The organism is Saliniradius amylolyticus (genome assembly GCF_003143555.1).
In the GTDB taxonomy this organism is placed as follows: domain Bacteria; phylum Pseudomonadota; class Gammaproteobacteria; order Enterobacterales; family Alteromonadaceae; genus Saliniradius; species Saliniradius amylolyticus.
This window is the reverse complement of sequence record NZ_CP029347.1, coordinates 274,933-294,284: the sequence shown is the minus strand read 5'-3', so window position 1 is coordinate 294,284 and position 19,352 is coordinate 274,933. Positions and strand designations below refer to the sequence as shown.

19 protein-coding genes are annotated in these 19,352 nt (G+C 52.0%); all 19 read right to left on the bottom strand.

What is annotated here, in order from left to right; all coding sequences use genetic code 11:
* Window position 1: 1 nt before the first annotated feature.
* On the bottom strand, window positions 2–487 hold the full coding sequence (gene mreD / locus HMF8227_RS01425; protein WP_109338486.1) for a rod shape-determining protein MreD: 486 nt from the start codon (window positions 485–487) through the stop codon (window positions 2–4).
* Complete coding sequence (gene mreC, locus HMF8227_RS01420; protein WP_109338485.1) at window positions 480–1,343, bottom strand: rod shape-determining protein MreC; 864 nt, start codon at window positions 1,341–1,343, stop codon at window positions 480–482. The genes mreD and mreC overlap by 8 nt, the downstream gene beginning before the upstream one ends.
* 43 nt (window positions 1,344–1,386) lie before the next feature.
* Window positions 1,387–2,430, bottom strand: coding sequence for a rod shape-determining protein (locus HMF8227_RS01415; RefSeq protein WP_109338484.1), 1,044 nt, complete (start codon window positions 2,428–2,430; stop codon window positions 1,387–1,389).
* Between the two features lie 214 nt (window positions 2,431–2,644).
* Window positions 2,645–6,289 carry a DUF6701 domain-containing protein gene (locus HMF8227_RS01410; RefSeq protein ID WP_109338483.1) on the bottom strand — a complete coding sequence of 1,215 codons (3,645 nt, stop codon included), beginning with the start codon at window positions 6,287–6,289 and terminating at the stop codon, window positions 2,645–2,647.
* 39 nt (window positions 6,290–6,328) lie between these two features.
* Window positions 6,329–6,760 (bottom strand): type II secretory pathway protein, encoded by a 432-nt coding sequence (locus HMF8227_RS01405; protein ID WP_162558452.1) that lies wholly within the window; start codon window positions 6,758–6,760, stop codon window positions 6,329–6,331.
* The gene (locus HMF8227_RS01400) at window positions 6,741–7,595 is read right to left on the bottom strand and encodes a PulJ/GspJ family protein (protein ID WP_109338481.1); all 855 of its coding nucleotides are present in this window, start codon (window positions 7,593–7,595) and stop codon (window positions 6,741–6,743) included. The genes HMF8227_RS01405 and HMF8227_RS01400 overlap by 20 nt, the downstream gene beginning before the upstream one ends.
* Window positions 7,595–8,221: a type IV pilus modification PilV family protein gene (locus HMF8227_RS01395; RefSeq protein WP_109338480.1), complete on the bottom strand. Its 627-nt coding sequence runs from the start codon at window positions 8,219–8,221 to the stop codon at window positions 7,595–7,597. The genes HMF8227_RS01400 and HMF8227_RS01395 overlap by 1 nt, the downstream gene beginning before the upstream one ends.
* Window positions 8,211–8,732, bottom strand: coding sequence for a type II secretion system protein (locus HMF8227_RS15220; RefSeq protein WP_109338479.1), 522 nt, complete (start codon window positions 8,730–8,732; stop codon window positions 8,211–8,213). The genes HMF8227_RS01395 and HMF8227_RS15220 overlap by 11 nt, the downstream gene beginning before the upstream one ends.
* A 54-nt stretch (window positions 8,733–8,786) precedes the next feature.
* Window positions 8,787–9,299 carry a type II secretion system protein gene (locus tag HMF8227_RS15215; protein ID WP_109338478.1) on the bottom strand — a complete coding sequence of 171 codons (513 nt, stop codon included), beginning with the start codon at window positions 9,297–9,299 and terminating at the stop codon, window positions 8,787–8,789.
* Window positions 9,300–9,447: 148 nt separating this feature from the next.
* Window positions 9,448–9,921: a hypothetical protein gene (locus tag HMF8227_RS01380; RefSeq protein WP_109338477.1), complete on the bottom strand. Its 474-nt coding sequence runs from the start codon at window positions 9,919–9,921 to the stop codon at window positions 9,448–9,450.
* Between the two features lie 19 nt (window positions 9,922–9,940).
* The gene (locus HMF8227_RS01375; protein WP_109338476.1) at window positions 9,941–11,158 is read right to left on the bottom strand and encodes a type II secretion system F family protein; all 1,218 of its coding nucleotides are present in this window, start codon (window positions 11,156–11,158) and stop codon (window positions 9,941–9,943) included.
* Window positions 11,145–12,884 carry a GspE/PulE family protein gene (locus tag HMF8227_RS01370; protein ID WP_109338475.1) on the bottom strand — a complete coding sequence of 580 codons (1,740 nt, stop codon included), beginning with the start codon at window positions 12,882–12,884 and terminating at the stop codon, window positions 11,145–11,147. Before HMF8227_RS01370 ends, HMF8227_RS01375 begins: the two co-directional genes overlap by 14 nt.
* Window positions 12,884–14,005 (bottom strand): tetratricopeptide repeat protein, encoded by a 1,122-nt coding sequence (locus HMF8227_RS01365; RefSeq protein WP_109338474.1) that lies wholly within the window; start codon window positions 14,003–14,005, stop codon window positions 12,884–12,886. Before HMF8227_RS01365 ends, HMF8227_RS01370 begins: the two co-directional genes overlap by 1 nt.
* Window positions 14,002–14,907 (bottom strand): ExeA family protein, encoded by a 906-nt coding sequence (locus HMF8227_RS01360; RefSeq protein WP_109338473.1) that lies wholly within the window; start codon window positions 14,905–14,907, stop codon window positions 14,002–14,004. The genes HMF8227_RS01365 and HMF8227_RS01360 overlap by 4 nt, the downstream gene beginning before the upstream one ends.
* 6 nt (window positions 14,908–14,913) lie before the next feature.
* Window positions 14,914–16,605 (bottom strand): pilus (MSHA type) biogenesis protein MshL, encoded by a 1,692-nt coding sequence (gene mshL, locus HMF8227_RS01355; protein ID WP_109338472.1) that lies wholly within the window; start codon window positions 16,603–16,605, stop codon window positions 14,914–14,916.
* Window positions 16,595–16,948, bottom strand: coding sequence for a hypothetical protein (locus HMF8227_RS01350; RefSeq protein ID WP_162558451.1), 354 nt, complete (start codon window positions 16,946–16,948; stop codon window positions 16,595–16,597). The genes mshL and HMF8227_RS01350 overlap by 11 nt, the downstream gene beginning before the upstream one ends.
* Window positions 16,948–17,592 (bottom strand): type II secretion system protein M, encoded by a 645-nt coding sequence (locus HMF8227_RS01345; RefSeq protein ID WP_109338470.1) that lies wholly within the window; start codon window positions 17,590–17,592, stop codon window positions 16,948–16,950. Before HMF8227_RS01345 ends, HMF8227_RS01350 begins: the two co-directional genes overlap by 1 nt.
* Window positions 17,589–18,197, bottom strand: coding sequence for a PilN domain-containing protein (locus HMF8227_RS01340; protein ID WP_162558450.1), 609 nt, complete (start codon window positions 18,195–18,197; stop codon window positions 17,589–17,591). The genes HMF8227_RS01345 and HMF8227_RS01340 overlap by 4 nt, the downstream gene beginning before the upstream one ends.
* On the bottom strand, window positions 18,194–19,132 hold the full coding sequence (locus tag HMF8227_RS14995; RefSeq protein ID WP_162558449.1) for a 2-oxo acid dehydrogenase subunit E2: 939 nt from the start codon (window positions 19,130–19,132) through the stop codon (window positions 18,194–18,196). Before HMF8227_RS14995 ends, HMF8227_RS01340 begins: the two co-directional genes overlap by 4 nt.
* Between the last annotated feature and the right edge of the window lie 220 nt (window positions 19,133–19,352).

Below are 19,352 nucleotides of genomic sequence, written 5' to 3'. Positions count from 1 at the left end.
TTTAACGTACTCTAAACTGTCGTCGTAATTTGCGCAGAATCAAGAAAGACCAGGGCCAGAACAGCATTGTGGTAACCACTGGCCACAGATAGTCGATGATAAAATAAATATCGGTAAGCAAATGCTGCAGCCAGAACACCACCAAGTGGTAAAGCGCGGCTAACAAGCCGACCAAGGCTGCCTGCTGCCAGACCGAGTAATTCCGCAGACGTTGGTAATTGGCTGCCAGCGAGAACACCACGACACTGAGAGCCAGGGCATGAATGCCCAACACGGTGCCCAACAGAATATCCAGTACCAGGCCAGTGAAAAACGCAACGCCCACATTAACTCGCTCCGGCAGGGCCAGGGTCCAGTATCCCAGCACCAGGATGACCCAGTCGGGTCGCAGAACATCGGCCCACAAGGGCATAGGCATAATCTGTAGCATCAACGCCACCAGAATACTCAGCCATATCACATAGCGGGACGCCGGACTTCTAACCATTGGCGGCCTCCTCTTCATCGGTGGACCGCTCTGGCGCATCGGCGGGCCAGAGAAGCAATAAATATTTTAGTCGGTCCAATTCCGCTACTGGCTGGGCTTCAATATGGGCAAAAGGACGGGACTCGTCACGGATTACCTGCTTGACCCTCGCCACCGGGTAGCCTTCCGGGAACACCTCTCCCAACCCTGAAGAGACCAGTAGGTCACCTTCCCGGATATCAGTGCTGTGGGGCACATGGTTTAGAATTAACGAATGTATTTGGCCCGACCCGGACACCACCGCGCGCACACCATTTCGCATCACCTGCACCGGCACGCCGTGGGTCACATCGGCGATCAACAGTACCCGACTATTGGTGCTGCCCACCTGCATCACTTGCCCGACTACGCCTTTATCGTCCAATACTGGCTGGCCTTCGTAGACGCCTTGCAGCGCGCCCTTGTTGATAACTATCTGGTGGCTATACGGGTTGTTATCCACCGCCATCAGTTCGGCCACCACCTTGCGCACATCCTGACGTACCGGAGATCCCAAAAGACGACGCAGCTTGTCGTTTTCTTTTTTCAGCATGTTAAGCCGCTGAAGCTGCTCGCTCATTAAAATATTGGCCTGAGTCAATCTGGCATTTTCATCCAGTAGCTGCTGGCGAGTGGTCAGTGCCTTGGAAGCCTCGGAGAGCATCTCCCCCGGCATATTGGCCATATACTGCAACGGACTGACTAAGGAGTTCAGAAACACGCGGGCGCTACTGAAGCTGTCGAGCTTATGATCCAGCACCATCAGGGTGACCGAGAGCACGGACGCCAGGATCAGGCGACTGAGTAGAGAGGGTCCACGAGCGAAAATGGTATTCATAAAGGTAATAGTGGCAAAAAAGGCGGCTTACGCCGCCCTTTTTTTATTCGTAGCTAAACAGGTCGCCGCCGTGCATATCGATCATCTCTAGTGCCTTACCACCACCGCGGGCGACACAGGTGAGCGGATCATCGGCGATCACTACGGGGATACCGGTTTCTTCCATTAACAGCCGATCCAGGTCTTTTAATAAGGCACCACCACCGGTCAGCACCATACCTCGTTCAGAAATGTCTGAGGCCAGCTCCGGCGGCGATTGCTCGAGCGCCACCATTACCGCAGAAACAATCCCGGTCAGCGGCTCTTGCAATGCCTCTAAGATTTCATTGGAGTTCAGGGTAAAGCTACGGGGTACACCTTCCGCCAGATTACGGCCTCGTACTTCAATCTCGCGGACTTCCTCACCTGGGTAGGCCGCGCCAATCTCATGTTTAATGCGCTCGGCGGTGGCTTCCCCGATCAGTGAACCGAAGTTACGACGAATATAGTTGATAATAGCTTCGTCGAACTTATCGCCGCCGATGCGTACGGACGAGGAATACACCACGCCGTTAAGGGAGATGATCGCCACCTCGGTGGTCCCTCCACCGATATCGACGACCATGGAGCCGGTAGCCTCAGACACCGGCAGACCGGAACCGATGGCCGCCGCCATGGGCTCGTCAATCAAAAACACTTCACGGGCGCCGGCGCCTAGGGCAGACTCCCGGATAGCCCGCCGCTCTACCTGTGTCGAACCACAGGGCACGCATACCAGTACCCGAGGACTGGGACGCAGAACGTTATTGTCATGTACCTGCTTAATAAAGTGCTGCAGCATTTTTTCGGTCACATAAAAGTCGGCAATCACACCGTCTTTCATAGGACGGATGGCTCGGATATTACCCGGCGTCCGACCCAACATGCGCTTGGCTTCAGAGCCCACAGCTGCCACGCTCTTGGGCCCCCCTGCCCGCTCCTGACGAATAGCAACCACAGAGGGTTCGTTCAGCACGATGCCCTGATCTTTAACATAAATCAGCGTGTTGGCCGTCCCCAGGTCAATAGATAAGTCATTGGAAAACATTCCGCGCAATTTTTTGAACATGAAAAGACCCGGTCCTTAAAACAGTTGGTTTTCAGAATTTTCTGAAAGAAAAGCGTTCTTGGCTAAATGGGGTAACTTTACCAACGGGCCGGGGTGACAGCAAGCTAGCAGTACATCCCTGAGTATAGAAAGTTAATAAAAACGGCGCCTTGGTGAACCTGGGTTTAAAAATCCACCAAAAGCGCCGTTTTGTCAGGGTTAACGATCTACATCACTAATTGGTTTCGCCCTGCTCGTCTTCCTGAACTTCCCGCCAGTTGATGATGCGGTCATTACTGCGATAAAGCCCAAAGCGAACATCAGCCTGGGGATCATTATCATGACTGCCATCGCCATCCCAGTCATACTCCAGGTATTGCGGCACATCCCACTCGGCCTGGGACTCATGACTATTGGCGTAGGCCTGTATCACAAATCCGTGGGCCGATGGGGCGCGGCCCGCTTCGACAATACCAGAGTGAGACTCAAGACCCAGCTCATCATCCACGGTAACCTCATCACTGTCGTAATCGGTGACATAGTCATCCCGATTTACTACCCAACGACTGCCGTTGTAGTACTCAATCTGCAAGGGGACATCTAACGGTTCACCGGCGGGACCATACGCGTTTTGTAATACTGCCCGCCCATGGCGCAATTCAGTCAGCTGTCCGGAAGTCACCAGCACGCCATCACAATCGTTATCGTCTGCATTCTCGCGAATACACAGAAGATGATCGCCGTATGCCAACTGGAAGACCTCTGGTGGGGCAGACAGGGTAAGCTCATTAGATCCGGGGGGAACATTGGTTAGTGTACTGGCTGCAGGACGCTGATAGGTTACGGACCCATCAATGGTATAATTCCCCACCCCTGCCGATTCACTAAAACTAACCCCAAGGTTATGGGATAGCTCTCCGCCGGGCATCAACTGAGCTCGCTGCTGGTAGGCCTCATCGGTCACTGCCCATTGTTGAATCTCAGGCGTCGTCAGTTGCCACAATTCGCCACTGTAATTCGCAGTCACTTCACCGGCTTTATTGCGAGCTGTCAGCACCACTTCAGCAGCTTGTCCAAGTTCGGTGGTTTGTTGGAGATAGATAAAACCACTGGTGGCGTTTAAAGTATGTGCTGTTATCTCCAGCGTCATATGGTGTGGCACACTGAGCCAACTCACAGCATTAGAATTAATACTCACGCCGTAGTAATTATTATCCTGAAGTGTCAGCGAATACTCACCAGTTTCATTCAAGCTCCCTATCCAGCTTGCCTCGCCCTGAGTAAAGGTACCGATAAGCTCGTCGTCATAATTGCTAAAACCGGAGTCCGTTGTCGGCTGGCTACTCAGATTTCCGGGAGCAAATACAGCTGTAACGGCATTCGATTGAGGCATACTCTGTTGTAATCTCAACCTAAGATCACCGGGCTGATAATTGGGGGTTACAGCGCCTTGAGCTCCGACGGCCCGGACACTTAAAGGCAAGTCCTCTGCAGCAACAAAGGCATCTGTCTCCCCTGTAGTCGCACTTGTCCCCAGACCCAAAGACAATAATGGAGCTACCGCGAAGGCATTAGAGCTGCCAGAGACCTGTGTACCTGCAACCTGAACATTGAGTTTTATCTGACCGGCGTCATCATACCTCAGGAAACCGGCCGGAACTTCGGCAATACCATTTTCGTCAAATGTTACGCCCGCATCGGCATAGTTTTCCGTATCTCCTGTGGTGCTCCCATCAATGGCAAACATGTTGTTATTACAGCTTCCCGGGCTGACACACTGCACTGCCAACTGTAATTGCCCACCGGCGATGTCCGCCTGGCAGCTTTGTGCCTCTCCCAAAGAGACATATAAGGTTTCAGGCCAGGCTGACTGTGCTTGCTGTGAAGGAATATTGACCACAGAAGCGGCGCTCCCCCATGACACATTCAAACCCACATCGCTGAACGACACTCGACAGTCGCCACCACTGTCGCTTTCACATAATACCGGCGCACTGGGGGTAGCGCTTGCTACAGACAATGTCGTTTCGCCGGCAGTCGACTTAGTCAGCTCGACGGTAGCATTACCATTAAATGTCTGGCTAGAAGGGCTGAAGCTGGCACCATCGGAGGCCGATAATGTCATGCTCACCGCATCGGTCACCTGGCTGGTACAGGCCTGGTCGGCACAAGCGCGAATAGTAACTGTAGAAGCGCCGCAGGTATATGCAGTGGCATCATGCAGCAAGCGATAATGATGAACCTCATCCTCGCTTCCTCCGGGGCCACACTGCTCTGCCACGTCACCAAAATAACGCACGGTGGAGTTACCATGCACCCAGACCTCAGACTCACTCTGGAAGGCGCCGTAGTAATCGACATTCCCCCCAAGTTCAAGCTGTCCCTGGCTGTAGATGAAAGCATGGGTATCACCGTTACCAGTGTGGCTAAAGTCACCTTGGGTCACAATACGCAGCTGATCGGGGGAGCCTCCCGTGTTCAGTTCCGCAGGGCCAGTTACCTGCGCATCTCCGGTTAGATAGAGCGTCGCCGTGCCGGTGCCATTAACCCGAATATCGCGTTGTCCGGATAGCTTCAGGTCCCCGTAACAGTAAGATTGACCGGCTTCGAGCACCAGGTCACTCTTCGGTTTAAGTTCTTCGTCTGACGCGCACCACTCAGGAAAGTCGAGTGCCGCAGCAGCCGTTCCGGTGGCACTACAGGCACCACCATCACAGTTTGGATTGCCATTTCTCACCATTGTCGGCGTCACCACTGCACCATTGATAGTGCCGTAGATATCGGTTGCCGACCCGGACAGTCGCACCTGGCCGGAAGCGGTGGTCGATATTACCGTCGGGAAACTGACTTCGCAGGCCTGAACATCATCGTCCCCTTGGTCTTGAGACTCACAGCGGCTCGCACCCTGGATGGCCCCACCATCATAATTCACCTTTGAAGAGTTGCGCATATACAGCTCGTTCGAGGACAGCGCTCCCGTCACTTCGGATGTGTTGTTGAGCTCGGTAGAACCATCGACATAAAACAGCCCCTGCAGATGTGATGTGCCGGTAACGAGCAAATCGTAGCCAGATAAGCCACCGGTTACATAAACCTCCAGATTGGCATTGCCATTTAAACCATTAACCTGGACAGAATTGGTTTCCAGCCTTTGGGTATAAATAGTGACGGTACCGTTCCCCTCAACACTCACCTCACTGCCCTGCTGGATTGTCAACCTGTTGATATAATAGGTACCGGGACGAAGCAGAAGCTCAGAATTATTACCTACGTTGAAGGTATCAATATAATAGGTTCCCCCGCCGAACTCTGCTCGGTTACCACCGTTTAAAGTAAAGGTGTCAATATAGTAAGTCCCTTGAGAAAAACTAACCGAGGCATTGTTGGCAGGTTGTAAAGACCCCACAGAGAAGGTGTCATAGTCATCGGTTTCGAAGGTAATATTGGCACCGCCCCAGGTGGAAAGTCCTGAGAATTCATTAGCGTTCAGTTGGCCGCTGGAGGGGATGGTGATGTCCTGCCCTCTGGAAACCCACTGCCCATTGATACTCGGCAAGTCCACAGGCATGGCCGGCAGCTCCAATGCCAGTGCGGTCCCTGTCAGTTCACACGCGGCATTATCACAACGCCCGTCGTGCCAGTAACCGTCACTGCCGGTGTTATAGGGTGAAGGTGTATCAAAAGAAAGCTGATTATTGCCTCCCAGGTTGGTGATCTGAGAACTGTTGTTCATGATCAGCTGCGAACCTGCCCCATTTCCGGACACCGCATTGGTAAATACCACCTCACATTGCGGCAGTTCCTGCGCCATTGCGCCAGCGCTCGCCAGGGCTCCCAAAACCAAGACCCGAAGTTTTAACCAAACACGATTATGTTGCATAGCCCTTACCTCTACCTCTGTCACACCGGCTTCAGCCGTTTAATTGTTTAGTTCCTGCGCATCTACTCTCAGAGTGCGCGAAATCACTACATTATTAGCGGCCACACATAAACCCTCTGACTTAAACCTAAAGTAGGTGCTGTCTGAATATGTTTCTTCCGCACACTGGACGTTAAAACGACATCCTGCCAGCCCCTGAGCATTTATCGTTTGCTGATCATCATTGTCATCGTCACTTTCACATTGCCTTGTGCCACCATTAAGAGGAAACACTTCCGCCAGCTTATGCTCTAGCCCCGCCCTGGCCACATATAACGCCCGCACCCCATAGACCTCATAAACAATAGCGTTATTTGAGGCCGATAGCATCTTAGTGAGGGCCAGCCCCAACAAAGCAATGACGACCATCACAAACACACTCATCATCAGCATACTACCTCGCTGCCCCTTCTTAAGGGGAATTACTGACATGGATTTCATTGTGAAACACCACTACCTGATCGTTGCGCTCAAACAAAAGCCGAAGCTGCACCACCGCGTTACTCTGTAGCGTAGTGGTAGCTACCCGGAAGGGCGTATCTGTCGGCTCGGATAAATCATTGACGAGGTTTTCAGCCATTAATACACCCGTCCCCATCAGACCTTTATTCAGACTACTCATATAACCATAGCTCGTGTAACGGCGTATTTCGCCGTTTTCCAGACAAAAAGCCACCGGATTATCTGCCACGTAAAGCCTTTTGGCTGGCGAGTCGTCGCTAAAATGCGTCTCATCCGGGATGCCGGAGGTATTCACCAATTCGACCATGTTCTTAGCGGGATCGTCCGTCGACGGCTGTGTGTTTGCATCACTGCCTAAAAAGGCCACCTTGTTGTCATCATCCGGTACATTGCCGCTATCAATATACACCTCTGACGAATCCAGGGGATATACATATATTCGGTACTGGTTACTATCATGACTAAGACCTAATGGCACTAACTCAATCTGGTCAGCCTTCGCCTCCGGAGCCACTGGAATATCACCATATTGAGTACTGGTCATAATGGGCACATATTCCATACAGGCGAAGCCGCTGCTTTCGGTAATTCTCACGCTGCCCGGCATAGCCCCCCGAAGTTCACGGTTAAACCGCTTGAGAACATAGCGCGCATCACTTAATAACTGATCTCGCTCATAGGCATTCACATACACCTGAGTACTGCTGCCGATAAAACCAAACACCCCTACAGACACAATCCCGAGAAGAGCGATGACCGCAACCAGCTCCACCAAGGTAAACCCCCGCTGATGACTCCTATCCATCAGTAGTTCCCCCGGTAGCCAATAAATTGCAGTGTCTGCCCGCCGGGCGTGGTAATCTGCACGCGAATGGCCTTCACAAGGCCGATATCTCCATCGGGCTGGCCATCATAATTGTCGTCATAGAAAACGTTAAAATCGGCCTGGTACCCCGAATAAAGTGGCTCTCCGTCCGAATCCAGCAAGGCATTGCCCAGAGAGTCAGTCAAGCCAGCACCCGACTGACTGAAGTTATGATAATCATCCACATCATCAAACTCTCCTCGCCCCTCACCATCCGGTCCTATGGTATTGGCTGAACCACAGCCGGAATCATCAGCCGGACAGGCACACATATCATCACCGTCACCATCGGCACCAGTAACACCATCACCATCGATATCTTCTCCGCAACGCAACTCCCCCCCGCTGCGATCAGAATTCTCGTCAAAGGACTTCGAAACAATCTCACTGAGTAACGATTGAGCGAACTCGGCAGCTCGAACCTGAAAGATAGGATCAACAGACCGGCCAGCCTGAGGAGCCATCAGGCTGGTAATCAGGGTCATTACGATAGCAAATACGGTGATACCCAATACTAACTCGATCAGAGTAAAGCCCCGGATAAAACGCGACCTCCTAGCAGGCATGGATGTAGCCTTCTGATTCGATACAAACCGCACGGTCATTAAGGTCGATACGACACCCGCTGCTGCAAACACGGGACTGACTGGCTCCCACAACAGGCTGACCTCTTGTGTTAAAGCCGACATGAGTCGTCAGGCCAGTGAGGCTTATGGTGACGCCATCTTCGACCAGTTCGTTAACCGAGGTGCGTAAATATTCCGGGCCCGAATAATCGATGTTGGTATCACAGGTGCCTGCGGGTGGCGTCGTTCCAACCGAGTAATCCAGGCTGGGAGGCCCAAACGCCGGAGTCGAACCGGTATCAAACACCACCTGATGACAAAAGTCCGGACGGGTGTCCTGCATAGCACGCTGCTGCATATTGCGCAGGCTACTGATTAAACGGTTCTGGTAAGAGGATATTGAGAAATTATTTTTATTGGCAAACCGAGGAATCGCGGTCACCGCAATCACACCCAGAATGGTTATTACAATGACCAGTTCTATCAGTGTGAAACCGGACTTTCCTCTCATACAACTTCCACGGCGAAGGCTGCAGAAGCGACCAACGCCGCTCCTGCTCTGGGGTTAGCACCCAGAGGTATCGCTTGTAACTGTTGGCGGAGTATCAGAGCTGTCGGTCTCTACATACTTAACATAACAGTTAGTTGCTTCAATCGCTGCCTGGTCACCCTGAGCCAGAACACTGGATAGCGTCAACGCTATTTCACCATCACCCGCCTCATCCGCAGACTCCGCAGTAATAGCGTGAAGGAATTCCGAGGTGACGTTTGCAGACTCATTAGCCGCAGAGTCCAATTGCGAGGCCAGGATAATGCCTGCTGCCGTCGCGGTTGGATAGCCATTCACGGTGTTAATTCCGTTAACTGTTGCATCTCCTGATAAGCTACTGTCCACGGCAGCTTGTGAATAAATAATGTTGGCAGCACTCTGAATGCTTCCTTTTACGCCCGTCACCGAAGACACTCTGGCCTCGTCCGTTAAATCAATAAATCTCGGCGCGGCTGTCACCGCCAGAATCCCTAAAATAACAATTACAATGACCAGTTCAATCAGTGTAAAACCACGTTGTTGTTGCATATTTAATACCTTTATATAGAGATTGATACTTTTTCGTGTATTGTGCTTTTTTTATCCAGAAAAGCAACTGTTTTCTATTTTCGGGCAGACCTTTTCACTGCCCGTCAACCCAGAAAAGATCGGGGTTTCATAGCAACTGCGACTCAAGTCAGCGAGTCACTTTGCCGGTATTCATATCGTAAGTGAAACTGGGCCCCATAGACACAGCATAACGGCAACCGCCCAGGTCGCTTTGATCGGGATCATCCGGACCAATATATTCAGTGCGGATACGCTGCTGATTCATTCGCGGCGCTTCGCCTATTACCTGCTGCCATAAGCGAGCACAGCCCTGGTTACTGCGCTCCGCTACTGGCCAGCCCTCAGGGGACATAGCTACGGGCCGTCGGTCTCGTTCTATTCCTCTTTCATCAAACAACAGCAGTAATATTCGATCGGGCCGTCCCTCGGCGGCCCACTGCCAGTGAGCACTTTCGGCATGACTGGCAAACATAGCCGCCTTACGCAGAAACCCTGAGTCCTGCTCAGAGGGCGCACGACTTTGCATATAGATAATGCCGGCCACCAAAGCCGTGACAAACAAAGCCAGAATTAACCAACGAACCCACTGCACCGCTTTCACTGTCTTCTCCGCTATACCGTTAGCCCTTAAATGCGCCCATCATATCCCACATGGGTGTAAATATTCCCAGAGCCAATACCAACACCATGACTGAAACGATCGCGATCAGTATAGGCTCTATTTTCGAGGTCAAGGCTTTGAGGTCGTATTCCACCTCTCGTTCATAAAAGTCAGCCACATCTCTGAGCAGCACATCCACCTGACCAATTTCCTCACCCACGGCGATCATCTGCAACACCAGAGGAGTAAACAATCCGCTTTTCTTACATACTTTAGAGAGGCTCTCGCCTTTTTCGATGTTTTTACGCATCTCACTAATTCGCTTGCTCATATGGGCGTTATCCACCGAGTCAGAAACCAGACTTAAGGCATAAGTCATCGGAATGCCCGCTCGCAACATTAGCGTAAAGCTCCTGGCAAATCGGGAAAGCAAGGAGCGTTCCATAATACTGCCCACTGCATAAAGCCTGAGTTTGCGCTTATCCCAGCTTTCCCGTCCGTAATCAGTGTTAAGATATTGACGCACTGCGAATATGCCCACTATCAGGGCCAATATAAGCAGATACCAATAATGCACAAACAGATTGGACATACCGATAAGAAACTGAGTCATGGGCGGCAGCTCGGCGCCCAGTCGACTGAACATATTGGCAAAGGTGGGGATAACAAAAATGTTCATAATCACCAGTGCCACGCCAATGGCAAACATAACAAAAATAGGATAGCGAATGGCTGATGCTATCTGTTTACGAGTTTCTTGTTCGCGAGACAGGTATTGCGTAAGAGAAAGAAAGGACTCATCCAATTGGCCGGTATTCTCACCCACATGCACCACGCTAACATACAACTGGTTAAAAATATCGGGGTGACGATTAAAGGCCGTGGACAGATTACGCCCTCGCCCTAACTGATCGACAGCATCTTCTAATGCTGTTTTCAGGCGTTTATTCGTCGTAGTGCTAGCAATGCCTTCCAAGGCTCGGATAATAGGAATACCGGCCTTGGTTAACGAGTACATCTGACGTGAGAAAATCACCAGTTCATCTAGGCTCACCCGGCCCCGGAACCAGGCACCGACATTACCTACCTGAGTAGGTTGGCGCTCTTCCATCACATCCAGAGGGATCAATCCCTGGTCACGCAAATACTTGGCAACCGCATCGTGGTCGGAGGCATCCATGATCCCCTTAACCAGCTCTCCGCCTTGATTGCGGGCGTTGTATTTATATTTCGCCATGAGCAGAAGTCACAGGGGGCTCGTGGCTCACGCCATTTTCGGGCACCATCTCCACCAAGCGCAACACTTCATCTACCGAGGTAATGCCTTGTCTGGCATAGTTTAAGGCATCACTCCATAAGGGCTGATAACCGGGAGTCTGGCTGGCCAACTCACTGAAGCGAGCCGTATCGTTTTGCTTGAGAGGCTGCATCAGAGTGTCGTTCATCTCAAGGAGTTCAAACACACCAATACGCCCCTTATAACCGGTCTGATGACAATTAGGACAACCTTTACCTTGCTTAAAGCTGGCACCATCCAACTCCACGTTCAGACTCTCCAACCATACTTTTTGTTCTGCCGTCAGGGAGTGATCTTGGGAGCAGTTGTCGCATACCCGGCGGATCAGCCGCTGGGCAACAATGGCTCTGAGCGAACTGGCCACCAAATAGCCGGGCGCATCCATATCCAACAGGCGCACCGCACTGCTAATCGCATCATTGGTATGCAGGGTGGAAAGTACCAGGTGTCCGGTCAAAGCCCCTCGCAGGCCAATCTCAACGGTTTCGTTGTCGCGCATCTCCCCGACCATAATAATGTCGGGGTCCTGGCGCAGAGTGGTTCTGAGCACCCGGGAAAAAGTCAGATCGATCTTCGGATTGACCTGCACCTGATTGATGCGGGGTAAACGGTACTCTACCGGGTCTTCTACTGTAATGATCTTAACACCAGATTGATTTAGCTCAGTCAGCGCACCATACAGCGTAGTGGTTTTACCTGACCCCGTTGGTCCCGTAACCAGCACCATCCCGTGGGGTTGATGAATAATACGTCGGAAGCGCTTGAGTATGCCTTCCGGCATGCCGGTCTCGTCCAGACTGAGTATGCCCTGAGATTGATCGAGCAAACGCATCACCACCGACTCGCCCCACTGAATGGGCATGGTTGAAATCCGCAGGTCGATAATATGTCCCTTGACCTTGATTTGTGCCCGCCCATCCTGAGGCAATCGTTTCTCGGAAATATCCAGCCCTGACATCAACTTCAGTCGCAACACTAAGGCTGCGGCAATCTGTTTCTCCTTGAAAATGGTTTCCTGTAATACCCCGTCTACCCGCTGGCGGATGCTCAGGTGTTCCTCACCTGGTTCAATATGAATGTCCGAGGCTCCCATCTGCACCGCATCTTCAAACACAGACTGCAACAACTTGGCCACGGCGGTATCATTATCGTCATCGCTCTGGGCCTCGAGCTGAAATTCATCATCCTGCTGTTCGCTGGCCAACTCAGACGCAAAAGACGCAATTTCTTCAGTACGACGGTAATAGAGATCAAAAGCGTTAAGTAACTGGCTCTCCTTCACCACAGCGATCTTGACCGGTTTGGGCAGGATATTGGCAATAGTATCCACCACCGACAAGTCTGCCGGATCACTCATGCCTACCAGCAATGTATCGCCATTGTCGCTTAACACCAGCGCCCGGTAACGTCGGGCGTGACTCTCAGGAAGTAACTTAACCAGGTCTGGGTCCAGGTCCTGATGACTGATATCCACCAAGGGCACATCCAGCTGACGAGACAAGAACTGTAAAAGCTGAGGCTCGGTTACAAAGCCCATATTAACCAGTAAGTTACCCAGTTTACCGCCGGATTTCTTCTGAGCATTGAGGGCCCGCTGTAACTGCTCTTCTGAAATAATGCCTTCCAGTACCAGAAGGTCTCCGAGTCGCATTTTTAGTTTACGCATTACCTACCTCCTAATGCGTCAATACGCTGCTGAATGAAGCGCCTGGCTTGTTCAGGTAGTACCGTTGAATTACTGACCTGATGATATTGTTTCAGGGCTGGCTGATGTTGGCCTGCCTTATCAAGTGCAATAGCCATACCCAGACGCCAGCGGTCGTTGTCCGGCTGCAGTTCCAGCAGCTGATAGTAGTCCTTCACCGCCTGAAAAAATTGCCCCTGCCCCCGTGCCAGACCAGCCCGCAGTGCATAGTAATCTGTGTACGACGCAACCGGAGGCTTCGCAGCCATCAATAATGCCAGCGCCTGTTGTGGTTTATCCTGACGCCAGAGACGAGCCAGCTGCGAGCGATATTCATAGTGCTCCGGAAATTGCTCGACGGCCTGTTGTAACGTACCTTCGGCCAGCGGACGACGTCCTTGCCGCAAGCTTAAATTAATCAGCTTGGCTCTGATGTTATGCGCGCCGGGCTCTAGCTCCAGCAAGCGGGCTAGAAGTGGGAAGGCCAGCTTATACTTGCGCTCTGCAAGGAGCGGCTCCAGCTGGCGACGCACCTGTTCGGCTTCGCTCACCTCTACCTGGCGTTTACGCACGTCTGGTTGAGGTGGCTCGGCCGCAGCCTGCTCCGTAGCCGGTTGTGCTGTGTCCTGCTGGGCAGGCTGTTCACCGGCGTTCTGGGGTAACGATACCGCTACCTCTTTCGAATCAGTCTCAGGCTCCTTGGAGTCTTGCTCAATGGCGGCCGGTTTTGTTGCCGGGGTATTGGGTTGCTGCTTAGCAACCGTCGTCTGAACCTGTAACGTTTGGTTTGGCGAAGATACGTCAGGACCAGCAGTCGGCTGAGCCGTTTCATTGATTTTCTGCTCGGCTGGAGCAGATTCAACGTATTTTTGTATTGGCATGGGGCCTGCTGGCTGTCCCTTATCAGACACTTCCACCGATGCCACAGGCCTGAAGGTGTCAAACAACACCCAGCCAGCTATAACCACCAGCAATACCACCAACATAACCGGACCAAAGCGCCTCTTGAATGAGGTTTTTCTGGGTTGATAATCCGATTCGGCCGACGATGTGTGCTGTTGACGCTGCTCCAGATCTTTCAGCATTTTATTGACCACACTCACAACACCACTCCTCCCTGCCAGTACCACCAGCCAACAGCCAGCAGAGCAACGACACTGACAGCACAATACATTGGCCAGCGCTGCGGAGGCTGCTGCGCCGCTTCCGTATCTTTTATCGCCGCACGGATGTGGTCCTTGTTCACCTGATTAACCCCTTCACCATACGCTAACATCAATGCCTTATGACAAAGCACATTCACGATCCTGGGAGTACCATCCGTGGCCTGATACAGCATTTTACAGCAGCGTCGGTTAAACACCGGGGAGCCTTTGTGACCGGCAATTTTCATTCTGTGAGCCACGTACTGGTAGAGCTGGTCGGGGTCCATGGAATCCAATTGATAGCTAAAAGTGATACGCTGTTTTAGCTGACGCAACTCACGCTGCTGTAGCTTTTGATCCAATTCCGGCTGAGCGAAGAGAACCACCTGAAGCAGTTTGCGAGACTCGGTTTCGAGGTTGGAAAACAACCTCAGAGCTTCAATGCTCTCTGTCGGTAAGGCCTGGGCCTCATCAATCAGCAACGCCACTGTCTGTCCTTGCCGCTGAATGTCTATCAAACGCTGTTCAATGGAGCGGCTGAAGGCTTGCTGATCTACCGCATCCCCCACTTCCACTTCGAGTTCGCGGGCCACCGCCAGACGCAACTCCTGCGGGTTTAAATAAGGATTCGGGATATAAGCGGTAACAAAGTAGTCCGGCAGTTCATTCAGCAGTTTACGGCAAATGAGCGTTTTGCCAGTGCCCACTTCACCGGTGACCTTGATAAAGCCCTCACCGGTTTTCAGTGCCGTCAGCAGGGTCTCTAACGCCTGCTTATGACTGGGCAAACCAAAGTAATAACTGGTATTGGGCGTGAGGGTAAAGGGCAATTCATTCAGCCCGAAATGGTACAGATACATAGACGACTATTCGTTCAACCAACCTTTAACCTGGGATTCACTTCGGGACAGTTGCTCCTGCCAGGTGCCCGGCCCCACCACAGTTGGTTTAAGCATGATCACCAGTTCCTTCTTGCGTTCTTCGTCACGACGGTTTTTAAACAGTTCTCCCAGCCAGGGAATGTCCCCTAACAGCGGAGTCTTAGAGTGGGTTTCCTCGATAATAGTCTGCATCAGGCCACCGATCACCACGATCTCGCCCGAATCAGCTCGGATTACGGTATCCGATTCACGGATATTACTGCGCGCCAGCGGCAGAACCTGCTCCCGCCCGTTAACGGTAATCACCTTCTCCTGCTCCTCGGTTTCGATCACCGATGGATGCACATGCAATAACACACTGCCCTCATCATTGATCTGGGGGGTCACATCCAGAGCAATCCCCGAGAAGAAGGGCGTTAACTCAATATCTGCACTGTTCTGGGAGACACTGCCGGTAGAACTCGTGTCACTCTGTACATCGGTCACAAAGTATTCATCGTCGCCGACTTTTATCACCGCTTTTTGATTATTGGTGGCGGTTACTCTGGGGCTGGATAGTACCTGCATATTGCCCTGAGTAGAGAGTAGGTTGAGGATACCGCTAAAGCTGCCTGTTTCGAAGCTGACGCCGGTAATCCCGCCTAATGAATTAGTGATTGAGTTGCCCACATTGGCACCGGAGAAAGTAATGGGTCCCAAGCGGCTACTATTGGCAATCTTACTCCAGTCGATGCCCTGCTGATACTGATCATTCAGGGTGATCTCCACGATCCGGGCTTCCAGCACGACCTGACGTTGAATATTGCGTTCAGTCTTACTTAAAAATTCCCGCACCACTCTTAGCTCATCCGGCATAGCGCGCACTGTAACCAGGCCAGACTGAGGGGAAACCAGAATACTGCGGCCGCCACCCTCGCCCACAAACGAGTCCAGAGTCTCTTCCAGATCCTTCCAGAAGTCATTCTCCGAGTTGGTCATAATATTGGTGCCATTGATAGTACCCTGACCCATGCCGCCAAAGCCTTGCTGCTGCATATTATTGCCGAAGCCACCATAGCCGCCGCCGAGCCCGCCCATATTTCCCTGATTGCCAAGGTTATTGTTCCGACCGCCACTGCGGTTATTATTTGCATTCTGCGACACGCCGCCTGAGGTGACACTAATCTGAGTCATACCGTTACGGCGCATTTGCAGATAGTTCAGTGAAAAGGTCTCGGTACGCATACCAGCCGGGAAGACTTTAAACACCTTGCCGCTTTGCTGAATATCATAGCCGTACATATCCTCGATCAAAGCCACAATCTCGGCAATGGTCGCCTGCTTGAGATCCATACTGATGCTGCCATCCACTTCTGGATGCACCGCCACACTGTAGTCTGTATCGGCCACCAGGCCAGCAAAAAAGCCACGCACATCGGCGCCATGCGCACTGATGTCGTAACGCTCCTCCACAAGCATTTCCGTCGTTGAGATATCATCGCCAGTATGGCCTTGCTGCAACCATCCCTCGACATCATCGGGGACCTGTTCCAAAGGTGCGTTCGACATCAATTGACGCTGCTTTTGTTCCTCGGCGGCCTGCTCGAGAGAATCGCTTACCAGTTTGCCATCCCCGGTGCTCTGACAAGCTACTAACAGGAAGATGCCACTGCCAATCACACTGTACTTAAACTTCATCTTTCGCCACTTTTTTGATTGTGTTTGACGAGCCGACTTGACGCTTGACCAATCCTTCAGGCCCCGCAAAAGTCACCTCGGTTGGACGGATACGAGTAATCTTGATTTCCTGCCACCTGTCACCTTCGGCATACCACTGCCCAGCGATTAACGCCAGGTATCGCCCTTGGCGGTGCATCACCGCCTGCACCTTAGGCCAGCTCAATTCCGAGATTTGTGACTTCTGCTCTGCAGGCGCCTTCAACCAATCCTGTGAAGGACGGGTTGGGTCAGTCAGCCGCTGCCCGGGCAAAGCCGAGACAGATACAAATAAGCAAAGGGATAGTATAAGAATACGTTTCACTAGACCCCCAAAAAAGATGCGTTGGTGCTGAGCGTATAAAGTTCCAGAGTTACCTGAGCGGTAGGATATTCAGTAACTCGATAGTCAAACCGACGCCAGTACAACTCCCAAGGCAGCAATTCCATATCGGCAAGATACCGTTGCAGTTGAAAGTACTGCCCTTCCATTTTAATGGTAAAGCCGCGTTGATAGAGGGTATCACTGAGCACCTGCTCTGAGACGCTGAGTTTACTGACCGGCATTGAGGTAACCTCCAATACACTCACCCCTTCATGCTCTTGCAGCAGCTGGCTGAGCACTTGACGCATACGGTCTGCCGGTATCAGTTGAGTGGTCTTCTGACTAAGCTCCTGCTTAAGCTGCTCATACTCTTTCTGCAGCGCTTTGCGCCGGTCGATTAGAGAGGCATCGGGGTCGGTAATGCTGGCACCAAGCGCCTTTAACTCGCTCTCTAAAGCGCGTTGAGTATTATGGTGCTTTGTAAGCGCCTGCTGATAACTCTCTTGTTTATTTAGCCCTGGTTCTATCCAGCCTATAAAGCCCAGATACAGCAACAAGAAGGCACTGGCAAAGATGACGATTTTGCGCTCTCGCTCCTTTAATGCCATAAATCCTTCACTGAGGCGTTTGTGCCAATACTTCATGGCTTACCCCCCACGGACGCTTTGGGATCCAGGCCAGTATTAAGCACAAAATGTAAGCCCTTTTCCTGCTGTTGATACAGCCTGGCATCGGTAAAGTCCCGCCCCTGAAGTGAGGGTTGTTGAGCGAGCTGTTCGAGCCACTCAGGAAGCGCACTGGCTCGGCTAAGCTGGCCCTGCAAATAGAGGTCCGAGCCGGACACACTGATGCGAGATAACCACAATTGCGGGTGATCGGCAGCGGCTAAATCCTCCATTAGCCCGGCCAGTCCAAGATTCTGTTGCCCTTCCAGTGTATCCAGCTGTCTCAATAGCAGACGCTGCTCTCTGGCTTGTTCCTGCATACGGCGCACCTGATCCACTAGCTCCGGGCTCGGCCCCTGCTGTAACTCCTGGCGCTGCTTGGCCAGTATTTTCTGGAACTGTTGTACTTCCCGGCTTGCCTGTTGTGCCTGCTCTTGCCAATGCTCAGTGCGCGCCTGAACCAAAAGGCTGCCAGCCACCACCAGCAGCAAACAGAACCCCAATAAAACCAATGCGAACTGTAAGGTATAGAGCTCCACCTTGGGCTTCAGATCATTCGGATAAAGATTGACACGATACTTCATGAGGCCTGCGCCATCATTAGTTGAGAACGTCCGGCCTGGGCTGCCGCCACACTGGCAATGTTGCCGGGCAAGAGCTGAAAAGACCCTGTATCGAAGGACGGTACCAGCCATTCAACCCGAGCCATCACATTCTGCTGCAATGCCATTTTCAGAGCATCTAAATGAGGCGTATCCAGACAGATCACCAACTTTTGCACTTGAGGCTGACGCAGCTGGCTTTCAAAATAATCCATGGAACGCTGAATCTCTAGGGCCAACCCCTCCACCACATCACTGTCAGCCATTTGTGGCCCCAGCTTACTTAGTTGTCCTATCCCCCGGATTCGGCGGGTAAAATAGAGCTTTCCCTGGCGAACAATCAACAGGCAAACCTCGTCGCCCTGGCCCTGACTTATCAACATCTGAGGCTCATCTTTAACCCCCAGTAAGTCACATAAGCTGAGCTCTTCAATACTAATGGTATTCAGTTTTAGATGGGCCTTAGAGACATGCTCTATTACCGACTCAACCAGACTGCGGGGCGTCGCCACCAGATTAACCTTGTTGACACTGGAGGGCTGGACCGGCAGTTCAAAGCAATCAATAATCTGCTCTTCATTGGTCCCCATCAGTTCGGGCACCGACCACTTCAGCGCCTGTACTACTTCATCATCTTTGACGTTGGGCTTTTCCACCTGTCGTAACTGGTAAAGGCCGGTGGATAGGGTGACATGGCAAGGCGTGTTTTGAGCGCTGTGTTCAGCCACCCAGTCTGGCAGCTCTGTGGCCCATTTATTGGCGGCGAAGAACTGTTGCTGTTCCCACCGCCAGAGTCCATCTTGCTCCGAAAACAATGACAGGCTCACACCTTCGGCGCTGTACTCCAACCCCAGCGATGCATACACTGACGGCCCCGCTAAGCGACGTTTGGCCCAATCAACCCAACCAAATTTCATACGTATGTATATTTCCTCATAATTAAGGCGTACCTTAAGGGAAACCCTACTTCCTGTCTAGCGCTTCACACCCGCAAAACGCCATTACAACCAACATTATCAGCCTTTTTCCACCCTAGCATATGACGCTGATCATATTTCGTCACCCAGTTACCGACTTTTTTGGTACAAAACCGACTATGCCGGACAATCCACCTCTGAACGAGGCAGGGTCTGTTGA